Consider the following 14,231-nt stretch of genomic DNA (forward strand, 5'->3'; position numbering starts at 1 on the left):
AAGCTAACACATGACGGAAATTCACCCCGGTCAGCGCGTCGCCGTTCTCGTCGACGCGCAGAACCTGTATCACTCGGCACAGAGTCTCCACAGCCGCAACATCGATTATTCGGCCCTCCTCTCGAAGGCCGTCCAGGATCGCCAGCTCACGCGCGCAATCGCGTACGTTATTCGCGCGGACGCCCCCGAAGAGGAGAGTTTCTTCGACGCACTGGTCGATATCGGCTTCGAGACCAAGATCAAGGACATCAAGACGTTCTCCGACGGCACCAAAAAGGCAGACTGGGACGTCGGTATGAGCCTCGACGCAGTGACGCTCGCGAACCACGTCGATACCGTCGTCCTCTGCACCGGCGACGGCGACTTCTCGCGACTCTGTTCACACCTCCGTCACGAGGGCGTGCGCGTCGAAGTAATGGCGTTCGAGTCCTCGACGGCCGACGAACTCATCGACGCGACGGATACGTTCCTCGACCTCGACGAACGCCCGGAGACGTTCCTGCTCTGAGCGGCCACTCCGTACTTCTCACGTCTCGCGTCCGACTCTCGACGTGGTACGACAACTCGAGTAGACGTGCACTCGAGTTCGAGTCCCCACAGTGACTTCCGGGGCCGTCGCTACCGACGCTTACGACGGCGTCGATCGTGCGAGGTCGAGCACGACAGCGATCGCGCCGATGGCGAGCGCCGCCCCTGCGACGACACCGGTGACGGGGTAGCCGCCTGCGGTCGTCTGAAGAATCGATGGGCCGGCGAGAACGAGCCCACTCACCGCAAGCAGCATCGTTCCGAGCGCAATCTGAACGACGTCCATTCAGGCGCTATTACCGAGTCGGAGTATATAACAGTCGTGATCGGCGGCCGCTGGCGGTCGTCTGCCTGCGTTCCTGGAGACGCACTCGCAGGCTACAATTCACACGCAACGGGGCATCGAAGGCCTTTCGACCCAGCGGACGAAACCACGCCCAATGAGCGAGTCAGTCGACGGAAACGCGGGCCTCTCCACGCTGCGGACGATTGCGGACTACCAGTTCGGTGCGGGTGCAGGCGCGGCGCTCTTTCCCGATACAACCGATTCTGCGGCCGCCACAGATATCGACACCGACACCAACACCAACACCGACGAACTCACCATCAAACGAACCTCCTCCGGTCGCCCCCAGCAGGTCCACGCCGAAGCCGGCCGCATCGTCTCCTTCGGCATCGACGGCCGGTTCACCCTCGGACTCGAGGGCGGCCGCCGATTGGCGGAGGTACTCGAGTCACCCGCCTATCGCGTGATCGTCGACGACGAGAGCGAGCCGTTCGTGCGCGACGAAAAGAACGTCTTCACGAAGTTCGTACTCGATGCGGGCGAGGAGATTCGCCCGGGCGACGAGGTACTGGTGGTCCACGAGCGCGGCGAATTGCTCGCGGTCGGTCGTGCGGAGTTGGACGCGGCGTCGATCGCGGATTTCGAGACGGGGATGGCAGTGAACGTACGCGAGGGTGCGCCCGCGCCAGAGTAGGTGTTACGCCAGCCGATATTCGTATTCTTTTTGACTAATCGCTCGAGTTTGTCCGTATGGTTTCGACACTTCTTCTCACACTCATCTTGCTGCCCGTCGTACTCCTGGGCGTCGTCTGGTCGTCACTCCAGTACGTCCCGAACGGGGAAGGGCGGTTGCTCGTGGTCTCTGGTGAGGTTCGCGACGTACTCGGGCCGGGCGTCTACTTTGCACCACCGTTCGTCTCGGAGACGTATCCCATCGACTTCGAAACGATGGCGTACGAAACGCCGGAGCCACATCCGCTCCCGCCGGAACTCAGAGCGGACGCCGAGCGGATTGCATCCACGGAGACAGGGACCACGGACGCAGGAACTGCGGACTGATCCAGCACGGAGCCGACGAACGACAAAGTAAAAGGTCGCGGGAGGCGACGTGTCGGGTATGTTTGGAGGAGGCGGCGGACTCAATCCGCGCAAGATGGAACAGATGATGCAGCAGATGGGTATCGACGTCGAGGATGTCGACGCCGAGGAAGTCATTATCCGCACCGACGAGTACGACCTCGTCTTCAACGACGCCGAAGTCACGAAGATGGACGCTCGCGGCCAAGAAACCTACCAGATCATCGGCTCGCCCGAACAGGTCGAGTCCGGTTCCGCTGGTGGCAGCGCTGACGCCGGTGCAGGCGGCTCGGAACCCGAAATCCCTGCAGGCGACATCGAAATGGTCGCGACGCGAACCGGCGCTAGCGAGGACGAAGCCCGCGCCGCACTCGAGGCCAACGACGGCGACCTGGCTGCAGCGGTCGAGGAACTCGAGTGACTCGAGTCGTGCATCGATGCGGAGACGGGCGAAGACAGAGTCAGTGTCGAGACCAGCAACACGAACGGAGTGAGCGCCCGTGAGCGACGGCGATAGCGACGAGTCGGTGGATCAGCCACCCGTCCTGCTCGTTCGCGACGACCGCGAGTTCCTCGTCCAGCCCGGCGAGGAGATGGGAACCGACCTCGGCATCCTCGAGGTCCCCGCAGATGTCGAACCGGGCGACACCGTCGAGACCCACCTGGACGAGGCGTTCCACGTCCGACGACTCCGCGGTCCAGATCTCTTTCACCACTTCGAGCGCACGGGCGCACCGATGGTCCCCCGCGATATCGGACTCATCATCGGCGAGACCGGCATCGCTCGCGGCGACCGCGTCCTCGACACCGGCACCGGCACCGGCGTCCTCTCGGCCACGATGGCCCGCGCCGGTGCGACAGTGGTAACGTACGAACGAGACCCCGACTTCGCCGATGTCGCCCGCGAGAACATGGAACTCGGTGGCATCGCAGACGCCGTCGATGTCCGGACCGGCGACCTGACCGAAGAACTGGAAGCGGGGGCACTCGAGTCCGCACTGTTCGACGTACTCACCCTCGATACGGGTGACGCGGCCGAAATTGTCACGCACGCACCGGAACTGCTGGTCGAGGGTGGCTTCGTCGCGGTCTACAGCCCGTTCATCGAATCGACGCGCGACGTCGTCGAGGCGGCCCGTGAGGCCGGGTTGGCGAATATCCGGACGCGAGAGACGATTCAGCGTGAGATGCAGTTCGACGACCGCGGCTCGCGGCCGTCGACGGCACCCGTGGGGCATACGGGGTATCTGACGATCGCTCGGAACGAGTAATTCTCCGTCTCTCCCTCACGTCCCATTCCGAACTGCATTAGCCGGGGTGGACTCCGACCATCACGGCTGTTCACCGCGTGTGAACGGAGTGAGCGCGCGGGCCGACGACTGATGTGGAGACTCGCGAAGCGAGTCGGAACGGAAGGAGGAGTGCTTTTCATCGAAGCTAAGCGGGATCTTCGATCCCGCGAGGTCCGAGAGAGCTTCGCTCTCTCGAGATTTTTCCGAGTGTGGTCGCGAAGCGACCGTACATGGTTCGAGACACCGAAGGCGTCTCGTCATCGAGCGAAACCTCCGGTTTCGCGGACCTCGCGAATCTCCGATTCGCTCAGTCACGGAAGACGCGAAGCGTCTTCCGAACGACAGAGAAAAAGTTCGGTTCTAGTTATCGTCTTCGCGCCACTTGTGCTCACACTCAGAACAGATGAAAAAGCGCGTCTCGGACTCGTCGGCCGACCGAATCTGCTGCATGTACCAGTACGCGCGGTCGTGGCCACACTCGGGACAGTGGGCGTCGGTCTCGGGCAGCGAGGTCTCCTCGGAGGATTCGATAACCTCGGTCGCCTCCTGACTGTCCGTGACGACGTACTCCTCAGCGTCGCCCTTGGGTTTCGTATAGCCACAGCTGCCGCACTCCCACAGCCCATCGTCGGCTTTCATCATCGAACCGCATTCGTCGCAGAATTCCATCGTTGTCCGGGCTACGTCGGTCGAGCGACTTAAGCGACCCGTTTGGATTCGGCGACGCTCTCACCGTTCGTGCTGACGCAGCGGCTCACCCCTCTCCCTCCGACTGAAACGGCTCGCCCACAGCCTCCCGCGGCAACACGTTGTGCAACGCCGCCTCGAGTTCACCCGCCGACTCGTATCGCTCCTCCTGTGTCTCTCCGAGAAGCGACCCCAGATTCCGCTCGCCGTCTGCAAGCACCAGCGTCGTTGCCTCGAACGCGCCCGCTGCCTCGGCTTTCGTGACGGGGTACTCGAGTTCCTCGAAGGCGGACTCGAGTTCGTTCAGTTTCAGTGTGCGGTCCATACAGGAGTAAACGCGACGCGAGGGCTTGTAGGTGTATATCGTCGTATCGGGGTTCGAAACAGTCAATTTCGACAATACTTCGTTTCGAAATGTTAATCGGGCGCGACGCCGCAGACGTATATCGATGCGGAATCTGGGACGACGTGTCGCTGCGCAGTTCGCCGTCGACCGGCGGGTACTGGCGCTCGCGTTCGCGCGGATGGCAGACGGGATCGGGAACTCGTTTCTGGTGATCGTGATCCCGCTGTACGTGGCCAGTGACGTCGTCGGCGGGCCGACGTTCGGGCTGGCGGAGTCGATGATCATCGGGATCATCCTCTCGATTTTCGGCTTTCTCAACAGCAGCTTTCAGCCGCTGACGGGGCGGTTCTCGGATCGTGCCGGGAAGCGGAAGCTGTTCGTCCTGATCGGACTCGCCGGACTCGCGACGATGAACGTGGCGTACCTCTTCGCCGAGTCCTACCTGTCGCTGCTCGTCATCCGCGGCCTGCAGGGGATCAGCGTCGCGTTCATCATCCCCGCATCGGTTGCGCTGGTCAACGAACTCGCGACGACGGACGACCGCGGCGGGAACATGGGCGTCTACAACACGTTCCGACTGATCGGCTTTGGTGCCGGCCCGGTTGTCGCGGGCGCGGTGGTCAACGCAGGCCCCTATACGCTTCCGATCGGTGAGCTATCCATCTCCGGCTTCGATGCCGCGTTCTACATCGCGGCGATCACGGCGATCATCAGCTTCCTGCTCGTAACCGTGCTGATCACCGATCCCGAGTCGACGCGGGCGAACGCGAGCGCGGATCTCGCCATTCCAGTGTGGGACCGAACGGGGCCGAACCTGCTCGATCCGATCTTCACGCTCGGTGTCGCGTCGCTGTTCATGGCGACCGCAATCGCGCTCTTCGCGACGATCCAGCCGCAGGTCAACGCCCACCTGGAGCAGGGTGCGACCTGGTTCGGCCTCCAGTTCGCAGCGTTCATCGTCGCTCAGATTCTCCTGCAGACGCCGATCGGGCGTGCCTGCGATCGCTACGGCCGGCGGCCGTTCATTGTCGTCGGAATGGTGCTGTTGATTCCGACGACGCTCGCACAGGGGTACGTCCCGACCTCCGAAACGATGTTCATCGCGCGGCTTCTGCAAGGGATCGCTGGCGCAATGGTGTTCGCGCCATCGCTCGCGCTCGCAGGAGACCTCGCGGGCGAGGGAGAGTCCGGATCGAAGCTCTCGGTTCTCACGATGGCCTTCGGCTTCGGGATCGCCATTGGACCGCTCTCCTCGGGTGCGTTGGTCGGCTACGGGTTCGAGGTGCCGTTCATCTTCGGCACCGCGCTCGCCGTGATCGGCACGATTCTCGTCTACACGCAGATCGAGGAAACCGTCGAGCAAACTCAGCCAATACCGTTCGTCGGGAGTGGGTGAGGGCAAGTGAGGGCAGGTAAAGGAAAGGACATCGCCGTGACGCTGCTGACACGTCGGAACGACGACCCTGGGGACCGGTAGGCATGAATCCGCCAGACGAGACGTGACGCAACGCAAAAGTACCACATGCCCGTACGATGCGACGATGACGCTCTCGGAGGAGGCCACGGAACGGCTAGCCGACGTGGTGGAGCTACAGCCGACGAAAAATTCCGAGTTGCAAGACCGGTGGGAGATGGAAAGCGGCAGCGAGGTCCACCAGTACTTGGAGAACGAACTCGGCGACTACTACTTTCGCGACGACAACAGCCTGATTCGGGCGACCGCCGAGGCCGCGGATCTGGTCGACGTCGAGCCGGGGATCGAGAGCGACCCCGACGCGGAGGGTGCGCCCTCCCGCGTCCGCGTGCCAGAACTGCAGGTACAGATCGTCAGCGTGCTCGCCGGTCCCGACGAGGAATCGGAGAGCGTGGTCTCGGTGTTACACGCACTCCGAGACGAGTTCGACGTCGATCCAGACGCGGAGGACGTTCGCTCCGGTCTCCAGAGTCTGCGCCGGAAGGGTGTCGTCGAGGTGGAGTACCGGACGGTTCCGACGTTCCGACTGGCAGCACCACGAGACGAAATCGAGGTTGAGGCGGCGAACTAAGCCGAAGCGACGCACTGAGACAGAATCGACTCACTGAGTCCGGAGTGACTCGCTGAAAGCGTATCGCTTCCGTCGCATTCGTCGCCACAGTAGCGATTGTTTCTCACGAGGGATTCGTGACCTGCCGGGGCCACAGTTGGACTCCGTTTTGGTACACTCATCAACAGAACACTATTAGAAACGTACTAACAGGTGTGTAGTATGTCCGACACAGTCGTCCGCCTCGATGTCCCCATCGTCGACGCGATGGCCCTCCTCGGTGCGAGTTCCGTTGCCGTTGTCGGTGGCGCGCTCTTCGACACCATCCTCGGCGTCTCGCCCGTCTGGCTCGGTGTGAGTCTCTACGTGGTGTTTCTGTGTCACCGGCTAGTGCTCGCGGTCGAGCGGCGCACAGGTGAAATGTACCGTGCGGACAACAGGTACTTCCAGGAAGCAGTGTCCATCCTTGTCTGGGGACCAGTCGTGTACGGGAGCATCGAGTCGTCCCGACAGATCCTTGGGACCTCCGTCGTGTGGCTCAGTATCGGACTGTACGCCAGCTACTTGCTTTACAGGTTGGTCGTCGCCGTCGAACGAGACACGTACAGCACTGGCTGAGTTCCCGTCAGTCACGGCCTCCCGCGTTCTGACCTGGCCGCCGTCGCCGCCGTCGTTTCGCGAGGAGACGCTGCAACCGTTTCCCCGGCCCGCCCTCGATCGGCCACCCCTTCGTCCGCCAGACCGGCGGTTCCGGTTCGAACGACGAACAGGAACCCGAACACTCGGCTGCCGTCGGCTGACACGACTTGGCGCTACAGTACGGCACGAGCTGTGGCCCCTCCCGTGTGCGCAGTTCGAAGTGACGGCAGTCCGGGCGCATCGTCTCGACGAACGACCGCCAGCCGCGCTCGTAGGCACGTTCCGCGAGTGCGAGTCGTTTCTCGGCTTTCGTCTCCGGCTCGACGTACTCGAATCGCGCCGCCGAACCGTCGCGCTCGCCGCCCTTGGGTCGCTCGAGTATCCGCGTCCCCGGCTCGTCGACTGCGAGTTGTCTGGGATGCCAGGCTACCTCGGCCGCGAGTACATCTGGATCGAGCGTGAGAATGCCCGCTGCTACCGGTAGCCCCTCGAACAGCGCCGGTGTGATCGTCTCGTCCGTCGCCTGGGTCGCCACCCAGACCTCGTCCGCCAGCGACAGCGCCACGTCGAACTCGAGTTGCGGCCCGAGCGCGCGGGCGGCGCTCGCGTCGAGGTCGGGCTTGTTCTCGATGGCGATAATGCGCTCGACCCAGTCGGGATAGGGCCACTTGCGGCGGATCTGGATGCGGTTGCCCTGCTTTCTCGTGTCCAGAATCCCGCGGTCGTCGGCCTGATGGATCGCTTCGCGTACGTAGCGCCACGGGTAGCCAGGGTGGGGCAGCGCGTCGCGGTAGTACGCCCACTCGGCGGGCGCGTTACGGACGATATGCAAGAGGTCGCTGTCCAGACGCTCCGCACCGAATCGTGCTCGGTTTCGGAGGCCAGTGGGGTCGCACTCGAGTACGATGGTGTCCCAGCGGCGGCGTTTGGTGCCGAGTTGGCGGGCGACGATGTGGTGGTTGTCGTCATGGCCTCGGTCTGGTTGCCACTCGCGTTCGGCCCAGCGACAGGATCGGAGTTCGAAGGCGAACTCGGAGTCAGGAGTCATGTGGCTGGGTCAGAGTAGAGTGTGTGAGTGGAGTAGATGCGTCTGGTGTGCCGGTGTCCCTACTGTTCGGGTGTGCCGGCGGTACGGTGGCTTGGGTTTGTCCCCACTCAGACCGACTCGAGTTCGTCGAGGAACTCGTGGGCGTCCTCGAGGATCTCTCGGGGGCCGTCCTGCGTGACGGTGTTGACCGCCTGTTCGTAGTCGCGCCACTGGAGGTCTCGATGCTCGTTCGAGAGTTCGGCGCTCGCCTCGAACGACTTCGCCACGAAGAGATGAACGGTCTTGTGGATCGTCTTGCCGTTGGCCTCGAAGACGTAGTCGTAGTCCTCACGAAAGCCATCGAGTAGTCTGAACTGATCGATACCTGCCTCTTCCTTTATTTCGCGGATCGCCGTCTGTTGTAGCTCTTCATCTCCTTCGACACCGCCCTTCGGAAACTCCCAGTCGCCCGGGCGGCTCTTGAGTAGAAGATACTCGCGCCGGCCCCGCGTGTCGCGGAAGAGGATCGCGCCTGCGCTCGTAGCTTCGACTGCCATTAACAGGGCTAATAGATGAGACGTTAAGAGAATATCGGACTGTTCGTCGCGCGTAGACGTATCTCAGCAGGTTTTTACGCGACGACCGTGGAAGAATGAACAACACCGCTATGACCTTCGTCACCCGTCTCACGCTCCAGAGCGGCGATCGCGCCGCCCTCGACGGTATCGTTTCTGACATCAAAACCACTGCCGAGCGAAAGGGTGCTGCCCTCAAGGGCCCCCACTCCCATCCGCCGAAGAAAATCTCGGTTCCCCAGCCGTGTCGGCTACACACCGACGACGACCGCCACTTCGACTCCTGGGAGTACACCGTCTTCACCCGCGAACTCGAGATCCACGGCCACGACAATCTCGCGCGCAACATCGCCTCGCAGAACTTCCCCGACTCGGTGCACATCGAGGCCGAGGTCGAACAGATCCACGGCGCAGGTCGCGGGAACTGACGGGCGGTCCTGTTCTTGCGGGCTCTTTTCTACCCGTTCTCGTCGAACAACACACAACAGTGTGACACTCTCTCAAGCCGGCACGTCTTTGACACCCCTCGACAATACATACCTATGGTCACGAGCGACCTCGTCACACTCCGTCGAGACCTGCACCGCAAGCCCGAACCAGCCTGGCGCGAATTCTACACTACCGCGCGCATCGTCGAGGAAATCCAGTCCCGCGTCGAACTGGACGAACTCCACGTTGGCCCCGACGCCATCGTCGGCGAACACCGACTGGCCGTCCCCGACGACGCGGAAATCACCGAGTGGTACGAGCAAGCAAGCGAGTACGACATCGACGAGTCGATTCTGTCCCAACTCGAGGGCGGCTACACGGGAGCCGTCGCGGTCCTCGAGCGCGGCGAGGGACCGACGGTCGGCCTGCGCGTCGACATCGACGGCCTGCCACAGCCCGAATCCGAGGATGACGAGCACGCACCCGTCACCGAGGGGTTCCGGTCGGAACACGACGACGCGATGCACGCCTGCGGACACGACGCCCACGCAACGATCGGCGTCGGCGTGCTCGAAGCAATCGCCGAAAGCGACTTTTCGGGGACGTTCAAGGTGTTCTTCCAGCCCGCAGAGGAGGTCATCGGCGGCGGGAAGTCGATGGCGACGAGCGAGCACATCCAGGATGTCGACGCGCTGCTCGCGGCCCACATCGGCCTCGATCATCCGACCGGCGAGATCGTCGCCGGCATCGACGGCTTCCTCGCCGTCTCCCACCTGGATGCGACGTTCACCGGTGCGCCCTCTCACGCGGGCGGTCACCCCGAGGAGGGACGCAACGCCGTGCAGGCGATGGCGACGGCCGTCCAGAACCTCTACAGCATCCCGCGACACAGCGACGGTCCGACGCGGATCAACGCCGGCGTCGTCGAGGGCGGCACTGCGGCGAACGTCATCCCCGAGGAAGCCCACATCGAGGCCGAAGTCCGGGGCAAGACGACCGAACTGATGGAGTACATGCGCTCGAACGCGCGCCGAGTGATCCGGAACGCCGCCGAGATGCACGACTGCGAGGTCGAGATCGAACTCGGTGCGGAGGCACCGAGTGCGACCAGCGACCAGGACCTCGTCTCGATCGTCAGCGAAGTCGCAGGCGAGACGGCAGGCGTCGAAAACGTCATGGAACGCGACAAACTCGGCGGCAGCGAGGACGCAACCTTCCTGATGCAGACAGTCCAGGACAACGGCGGCTCCGCCTGCTACATCGGCGTCGGCACGGACCACCCCGGCGGTCACCACACCGCGACGTTCGATGTGGACGAGGAGAGTCTCCAGCACGGCGTCGACGTGCTCACTGGCGCGGTCGAACAGATCAGCCGCGACTGGTAGCTGTAGGCTAGACTACCCTGCTACCCAGGCTGGTCTCGTACCGCCGGCATCGAGACATGCAAACATTTTTCTATATCACATAGAAGTGTTGAAATAACTGATAGGGATAGCCCTGCGCAGTCTGACAATGACGATGACGAGCGAAACACTGCAACGGACTCGAGTACGACTTGGTCTTTGGCTTCGAATAGTAGCCGCCGGTTCGATCGCCATACTCGGGTTCGTCCTTTTGTTTCTCATCGAGATCGCAGCCATCACGCTGATGTCGATGGTCATGCTCGTGCTGGCCCCGTTTGCAGTCGCCATGTTGTTGCTTTTTATCGGTCTCTGGGTGGTCATCGCGGAACTCTACCGCCGACTGATGCCGACCTCGCTGGTCGTTGGTCGCATTTCGAACAAGTGGTTGGACGAACTCGAGCAGGTCGCACGCCAGGTCACAAATCCCAGGGACGGCCTCGAGAGGCGGCCACTCGTGCTCATGCTTTGCGCGCTCGTCGTCTGGGTCGTCGGAGTCGTGCTCGACGAATCCACCACACTGATCTCGACGTTTGACGCACTCCTCGTGGTCAGCACGGTCATCGGTGTCGGCAGCGCAACATACTATACGGGCAAAACGATCGCCGAAGAGCGGGGCCGCGGCGGCGTCGTCGAAGCACAACTCGAAGACGATATCGACGTTCTCGAGACCACTGCGGCTGCTAACGATGAACTAGCCGGCGAAGCCGAGTACAGCCTCGCGGAGCTTCAGGCGCGCGTCGATCGCCTCGCGGCGCAGGCGGGTGCCCCCGCACCAACCGTTCGGCTCGGCCGTGAACGAGTGCCGTTTGCGGCGACGGTTGGCTTCCGGCCAGGCACCTCGACGATCATCGTTTCCACTGGCCTCTGTAGCGCACTCTCGACCCGCGAACTCGAGGCCGTGCTCGCACACGAACTCGCCCACGCGGTCAATCGGGATGCAGCGGTTCTGACCGCGCTGGCCCTGCCCAACGCGAAGTTCGAGACGATGCTCGAGACAGCACTCGCGGACCCCCAAGACGACGCGACAACCCCGATACAGGCCCATCCGATGACCTTGCTGGCTGCGCTTCCGATCGTTGCGTTCACGCGAGCGTCGGTGATCCTCGTCACCAGATACCGTGAGTACGTCGCCGACCGCGGGGCTGTTGCACTCACGGGCGATCCGGCTGCCCTCGCGAGCGCCCTCGAAAAACTGGATCAGGACCTCACTCGTCGGCCCTCGAGTGACCTCCGTACGCATCACTCGACGGCGGCCTTTTCCATCGTGCCGCCGCCGTGGGAGGAACACCGCTTTTTCGACCGCACGCGGCGGTTCGTTGCACGGACGCTGCTCGGGACACATCCATCGACCGAGAAACGGATCGAACGGCTTCGGGAGAACGTCTGACTGGCCGCCTACAGATTATAGATGGCCAGGCGAAAGGACGTAGAACCGTTTAACGGCAGACAGAGTCGACGAGATTCAGCGAGACAACCACTATCGACAGTGGGAACTCGAGTACACCTCTCACATCCAGTGCTCGCTCGTTTCTTTAAGTGCTTCTGGTCACAAGGTGTAGATACGACGGGTCACCGACGTGCTGTTTTGCGTCGGTGTTCGCTTCTGCTCATGAGTGACGGGTACTCGAGTTATGTTCGATGAGTGCGGTGACTACTTGAGCCGAGTCCTGGCATCGAGTGGAGCGGGTGCTGGGTGGTGAACTGTGAATAGAGTGCCGTGAGAGTGCAGCGTGTTCGACAGGTAGCGTGCCGATAGCATACCTAACTGTACAGCACCGTCCGTAGCGCTTCTAGTACTTCGGATCTGCGCCGGTCGCCTCGTAGACTTCGTCCATCACGTCGTCGCGGCGCTGCTGCCAGTGTTCGAGTGCGGCGGGATGCTCCGGGTAGTGTTCGTAGAGGTCGAGCAGGTCGTCGGCACAGCGTTTCGCCTGGAAGAGTGTCCAGATGGTGCCCCAGTGACCGCGGCTGTTGAGTAGGCTCTCAAACGCGAGCTTCGGGCCGACGCTGGTGCTGCCCTCGTAGAGGGCCTCGGCGAGTTTCTCGCCGGGCATCGCGGCGAGCAGCCCCATCAGGTCGTCGACATCGATGGCCGTCGAGAGGATGTTGTAGACGTCGAGTGCGGCGTAGCGAGCGCCGAAGTGGTCCATCACGCGCTGGTTGTACTCCCAGAGTGCCTTCTCGCTGACGTCGCCCGTCTCGAGTCCCTCGATAGCCTGCTCGGCGGCGTACTTGCCCGCGTAGGCTGCACCCGCGATACCGCCGCCGGTGGTGGGGTTGACGTGACCCGCAGCGTCGCCGACGGCCATGTAGCCGGGGTGGACGGCCGAGTCGTACGGCCGGCGAGTCGGGAGTGCAGCGCCGAGTTTGTCGTCGACCTCGGCACCGTCGAACTCGGCGCGGTTCTCGAGATCGTGTTTGAGGTCGTCGACGAGTTTCATCGGCTCCTCGGTCATCTGGAAGCCGAGGCCCGCGTTGATCTCGGTTTCCGTGCGCGGGAAGTACCAGAGATAGCCCGCGGCGCGCTCGGTCGGCTTGAAGACGAGCGCGTCCGACCACTCGACCGGTTCCTCGACGTGGACGACCTCGCGGTAGGCCGAACAGAAGTGCGAGTAGTTGACGTTGGTATCGAACGTCGAATTTGAGAAGTCGACGTTGTCCTGCAGCACCGAGAGCGCGCCCGCAGCGTCGATAACGAGGTCGGCCTCGTAGGTGAGCGGCTGGCCCTTCCTGATCGCCTCGACGCCGGTGACCTGTCCGCCGTCGTCTTTCTGGGTGACATTCTGAACGACAGTGTCGTAATGGAAGTCCGCGCCTGCTTCAGTTGCTCCCTCGATAATGCGTCGACCGTACTCCCAGCGGTCGATGACGGCGAGTTCGCCGGGAACCGGGATTTCGAGGACGGTGTCTTCCTGTGGAATCTCGAAGCGGCCGTGATCGACGCCGGTGTTGGTGAACGCGGGTTCGAGTTTGGACTTCGGAATCGCGTCGGGGAACGCGTCGGCTCCCTTCAGGGCGTCACCGCAGGCGATGTGGCCCGCCTCCTCCTCGGTCTTGCGCTCGAGGACGACGGCCTCGTAGCCCGCGTTCGCGATCGTCGCTGCCGCGTAACAACCCGACGTTCCCGCGCCGACGACGACCACGTCGGGTGATCGGGTTTCGGCCTCGGGCGTCGACCCGGCAGCCGACTGTTCCTGTGTACTCATACCAACAGTGTGGACACCGTGGTAAGAAAACGTTTTATGGTCACTTCGTCCTCATCGGGAGGACAGAACGGACGCGGGCAACGCTCTATCCCCGCGAACTGCCGCAGATCGGAGTGGTTTGCTCCGGGACACGTTCTCAGGCGTGAGTTTCGTCCTATCCTCGAGGACAGATCTGTAATAAAGAGTTTTAGTGTCGTTCTTCGTAGCACCCTGTATGACCGAATACACGATCGAATTCGTCGGCACGGGCGAGACGATCACCTGCTCGGACAAGGAGACCATTCTGAGCCGCTGTCTCGAGGAGGGAATCGCCCAGGAGTACTCCTGCCGCGTCGGTATGTGTCTGGCCTGTTCCGCCGAGATCATCGAGGGCGAGGTCACCCAGCCAGCGGCCCGCGGGTTCACCGAGGAGGAAGCCGAGGCGTACGCCCTGACCTGCATGGCGCGCCCGCAGTCCGACCTCAAACTCGAGCGCGGCAAGTATCCGCCGAGCATCGAATCGGATCTCGAGGCGGGCGAGGCCGGGAACGCAGGCGGCGACACTGCGGCAGCCGACGACTGAGTCTGGTAGTTTGATTTTGACGCGGCGCTGCACATGGACCAGCGACAGCACTGCAACCATGGAACAGCAACAACAGCAGCACTGCAGCTATTGTCGCGCGCGACCAGCAACGCAGCACATGATTCGAGTTGTGATGCCAGGGCGCTACAG

At 62.7% G+C, this 14,231-nt stretch carries 18 protein-coding genes; 12 read left to right on the top strand and 6 right to left on the bottom strand.

Annotation, left to right across the window (positions count from 1 at the left end; all coding sequences use genetic code 11):
* Nucleotides 1-10: 10 nt before the first annotated feature.
* On the top strand, nt 11-508 hold the full coding sequence (locus BBD46_RS08415) for an NYN domain-containing protein (RefSeq protein WP_004214977.1): 498 nt from the start codon (nt 11-13) through the stop codon (nt 506-508).
* A 120-nt stretch (nt 509-628) separates the two neighbouring features.
* On the opposite strand, the gene BBD46_RS08420 is transcribed toward BBD46_RS08415, so the two are convergent.
* Nucleotides 629-814, bottom strand: a complete 186-nt coding sequence (locus BBD46_RS08420; protein ID WP_006653932.1) for a hypothetical protein — start codon at nt 812-814, stop codon at nt 629-631.
* A 154-nt stretch (nt 815-968) separates the two neighbouring features.
* Between BBD46_RS08420 and BBD46_RS08425 the strand changes: the two genes are divergently transcribed.
* From BBD46_RS08425 to BBD46_RS08440, 4 genes are all read left to right on the top strand, one after another.
* Entirely contained in the window at nt 969-1,508 is a 540-nt protein-coding gene (locus tag BBD46_RS08425) for a PUA domain-containing protein (RefSeq protein WP_071401280.1), read from the top strand.
* A gap of 56 nt (nt 1,509-1,564) precedes the next feature.
* Entirely contained in the window at nt 1,565-1,873 is a 309-nt protein-coding gene (locus BBD46_RS08430; protein WP_071401281.1) for an SPFH domain-containing protein, read from the top strand.
* 58 nt (nt 1,874-1,931) lie between these two features.
* The gene (locus BBD46_RS08435) at nt 1,932-2,312 is read left to right on the top strand and encodes a nascent polypeptide-associated complex protein (protein WP_084777716.1); all 381 of its coding nucleotides are present in this window, start codon (nt 1,932-1,934) and stop codon (nt 2,310-2,312) included.
* 79 nt (nt 2,313-2,391) lie between these two features.
* The gene (locus BBD46_RS08440; RefSeq protein WP_071401283.1) at nt 2,392-3,162 is read left to right on the top strand and encodes a methyltransferase domain-containing protein; all 771 of its coding nucleotides are present in this window, start codon (nt 2,392-2,394) and stop codon (nt 3,160-3,162) included.
* A gap of 381 nt (nt 3,163-3,543) precedes the next feature.
* Here the strand turns inward: BBD46_RS08440 and BBD46_RS08445 are convergent, their stop codons facing one another.
* Nucleotides 3,544-3,852: a transcription factor S gene (locus BBD46_RS08445; RefSeq protein ID WP_071401284.1), complete on the bottom strand. Its 309-nt coding sequence runs from the start codon at nt 3,850-3,852 to the stop codon at nt 3,544-3,546.
* A gap of 85 nt (nt 3,853-3,937) precedes the next feature.
* Entirely contained in the window at nt 3,938-4,195 is a 258-nt protein-coding gene (locus BBD46_RS08450; RefSeq protein ID WP_071401285.1) for a DUF5789 family protein, read from the bottom strand.
* 124 nt (nt 4,196-4,319) lie between these two features.
* Between BBD46_RS08450 and BBD46_RS08455 the strand changes: the two genes are divergently transcribed.
* From BBD46_RS08455 to BBD46_RS08465, 3 genes are all read left to right on the top strand, one after another.
* Nucleotides 4,320-5,612, top strand: coding sequence for an MFS transporter (locus BBD46_RS08455; protein ID WP_071401286.1), 1,293 nt, complete (start codon nt 4,320-4,322; stop codon nt 5,610-5,612).
* 145 nt (nt 5,613-5,757) lie between these two features.
* The gene (locus tag BBD46_RS08460; protein ID WP_071401287.1) at nt 5,758-6,261 is read left to right on the top strand and encodes a DUF5797 family protein; all 504 of its coding nucleotides are present in this window, start codon (nt 5,758-5,760) and stop codon (nt 6,259-6,261) included.
* A gap of 201 nt (nt 6,262-6,462) precedes the next feature.
* Complete coding sequence (locus tag BBD46_RS08465; RefSeq protein ID WP_071401288.1) at nt 6,463-6,858, top strand: hypothetical protein; 396 nt, start codon at nt 6,463-6,465, stop codon at nt 6,856-6,858.
* 7 nt (nt 6,859-6,865) lie between these two features.
* On the opposite strand, the gene BBD46_RS08470 is transcribed toward BBD46_RS08465, so the two are convergent.
* Together BBD46_RS08470 and BBD46_RS08475 are read right to left on the bottom strand one after the other, a co-directional pair.
* Nucleotides 6,866-7,927, bottom strand: a complete 1,062-nt coding sequence (locus tag BBD46_RS08470) for a DUF5787 family protein (protein ID WP_071401289.1) — start codon at nt 7,925-7,927, stop codon at nt 6,866-6,868.
* Nucleotides 7,928-8,034: 107 nt separating this feature from the next.
* Complete coding sequence (locus tag BBD46_RS08475) at nt 8,035-8,463, bottom strand: bis(5'-nucleosyl)-tetraphosphatase (protein ID WP_004214958.1); 429 nt, start codon at nt 8,461-8,463, stop codon at nt 8,035-8,037.
* A gap of 110 nt (nt 8,464-8,573) precedes the next feature.
* Between BBD46_RS08475 and BBD46_RS08480 the strand changes: the two genes are divergently transcribed.
* The 3 genes from BBD46_RS08480 to BBD46_RS08490 all read left to right on the top strand — a co-directional run bounded on the left by BBD46_RS08480 (nt 8,574) and on the right by BBD46_RS08490 (nt 11,700).
* On the top strand, nt 8,574-8,909 hold the full coding sequence (locus BBD46_RS08480) for an uS10/mL48 family ribosomal protein (protein WP_071401598.1): 336 nt from the start codon (nt 8,574-8,576) through the stop codon (nt 8,907-8,909).
* Between the two features lie 114 nt (nt 8,910-9,023).
* Nucleotides 9,024-10,295 (top strand): amidohydrolase, encoded by a 1,272-nt coding sequence (locus tag BBD46_RS08485; RefSeq protein WP_071401290.1) that lies wholly within the window; start codon nt 9,024-9,026, stop codon nt 10,293-10,295.
* A 133-nt stretch (nt 10,296-10,428) separates the two neighbouring features.
* Nucleotides 10,429-11,700, top strand: coding sequence for a M48 family metallopeptidase (locus BBD46_RS08490; protein WP_253184526.1), 1,272 nt, complete (start codon nt 10,429-10,431; stop codon nt 11,698-11,700).
* A gap of 403 nt (nt 11,701-12,103) precedes the next feature.
* Here BBD46_RS08490 and BBD46_RS08495 read toward each other — a convergent pair whose 3' ends face one another.
* Complete coding sequence (locus BBD46_RS08495; RefSeq protein WP_071401292.1) at nt 12,104-13,519, bottom strand: geranylgeranyl reductase family protein; 1,416 nt, start codon at nt 13,517-13,519, stop codon at nt 12,104-12,106.
* Nucleotides 13,520-13,733: 214 nt separating this feature from the next.
* Between BBD46_RS08495 and BBD46_RS08500 the strand changes: the two genes are divergently transcribed.
* Entirely contained in the window at nt 13,734-14,081 is a 348-nt protein-coding gene (locus BBD46_RS08500) for a 2Fe-2S iron-sulfur cluster-binding protein (RefSeq protein WP_004214934.1), read from the top strand.
* Nucleotides 14,082-14,231 lie beyond the last annotated feature (150 nt).

The sequence above is a fragment of the Natrialba sp. SSL1 genome, from assembly GCF_001861355.1.
Classification (GTDB): domain Archaea; phylum Halobacteriota; class Halobacteria; order Halobacteriales; family Natrialbaceae; genus Natrialba.

What these genes read in the sequence shown, in the direction of transcription:
- BBD46_RS08415 (WP_004214977.1), top strand. Translation starts at nt 11, where the DNA reads ATGACGGAAATTCACCCCGGTCAGCGCGTCGCCGTTCTCGTCGACGCG.
- BBD46_RS08420 (WP_006653932.1), bottom strand. Translation starts at nt 814, where the DNA reads ATGGACGTCGTTCAGATTGCGCTCGGAACGATGCTGCTTGCGGTGAGT.
- BBD46_RS08425 (WP_071401280.1), top strand. Translation starts at nt 969, where the DNA reads ATGAGCGAGTCAGTCGACGGAAACGCGGGCCTCTCCACGCTGCGGACG.
- BBD46_RS08430 (WP_071401281.1), top strand. Translation starts at nt 1,565, where the DNA reads ATGGTTTCGACACTTCTTCTCACACTCATCTTGCTGCCCGTCGTACTC.
- BBD46_RS08435 (WP_084777716.1), top strand. Translation starts at nt 1,932, where the DNA reads ATGTTTGGAGGAGGCGGCGGACTCAATCCGCGCAAGATGGAACAGATG.
- BBD46_RS08445 (WP_071401284.1), bottom strand. Translation starts at nt 3,852, where the DNA reads ATGGAATTCTGCGACGAATGCGGTTCGATGATGAAAGCCGACGATGGG.
- BBD46_RS08450 (WP_071401285.1), bottom strand. Translation starts at nt 4,195, where the DNA reads ATGGACCGCACACTGAAACTGAACGAACTCGAGTCCGCCTTCGAGGAA.
- BBD46_RS08455 (WP_071401286.1), top strand. Translation starts at nt 4,320, where the DNA reads ATGCGGAATCTGGGACGACGTGTCGCTGCGCAGTTCGCCGTCGACCGG.
- BBD46_RS08460 (WP_071401287.1), top strand. Translation starts at nt 5,758, where the DNA reads ATGACGCTCTCGGAGGAGGCCACGGAACGGCTAGCCGACGTGGTGGAG.
- BBD46_RS08465 (WP_071401288.1), top strand. Translation starts at nt 6,463, where the DNA reads ATGTCCGACACAGTCGTCCGCCTCGATGTCCCCATCGTCGACGCGATG.
- BBD46_RS08470 (WP_071401289.1), bottom strand. Translation starts at nt 7,927, where the DNA reads ATGACTCCTGACTCCGAGTTCGCCTTCGAACTCCGATCCTGTCGCTGG.
- BBD46_RS08475 (WP_004214958.1), bottom strand. Translation starts at nt 8,463, where the DNA reads ATGGCAGTCGAAGCTACGAGCGCAGGCGCGATCCTCTTCCGCGACACG.
- BBD46_RS08480 (WP_071401598.1), top strand. Translation starts at nt 8,574, where the DNA reads ATGACCTTCGTCACCCGTCTCACGCTCCAGAGCGGCGATCGCGCCGCC.
- BBD46_RS08485 (WP_071401290.1), top strand. Translation starts at nt 9,024, where the DNA reads ATGGTCACGAGCGACCTCGTCACACTCCGTCGAGACCTGCACCGCAAG.
- BBD46_RS08490 (WP_253184526.1), top strand. Translation starts at nt 10,429, where the DNA reads ATGACGAGCGAAACACTGCAACGGACTCGAGTACGACTTGGTCTTTGG.
- BBD46_RS08495 (WP_071401292.1), bottom strand. Translation starts at nt 13,519, where the DNA reads ATGAGTACACAGGAACAGTCGGCTGCCGGGTCGACGCCCGAGGCCGAA.
- BBD46_RS08500 (WP_004214934.1), top strand. Translation starts at nt 13,734, where the DNA reads ATGACCGAATACACGATCGAATTCGTCGGCACGGGCGAGACGATCACC.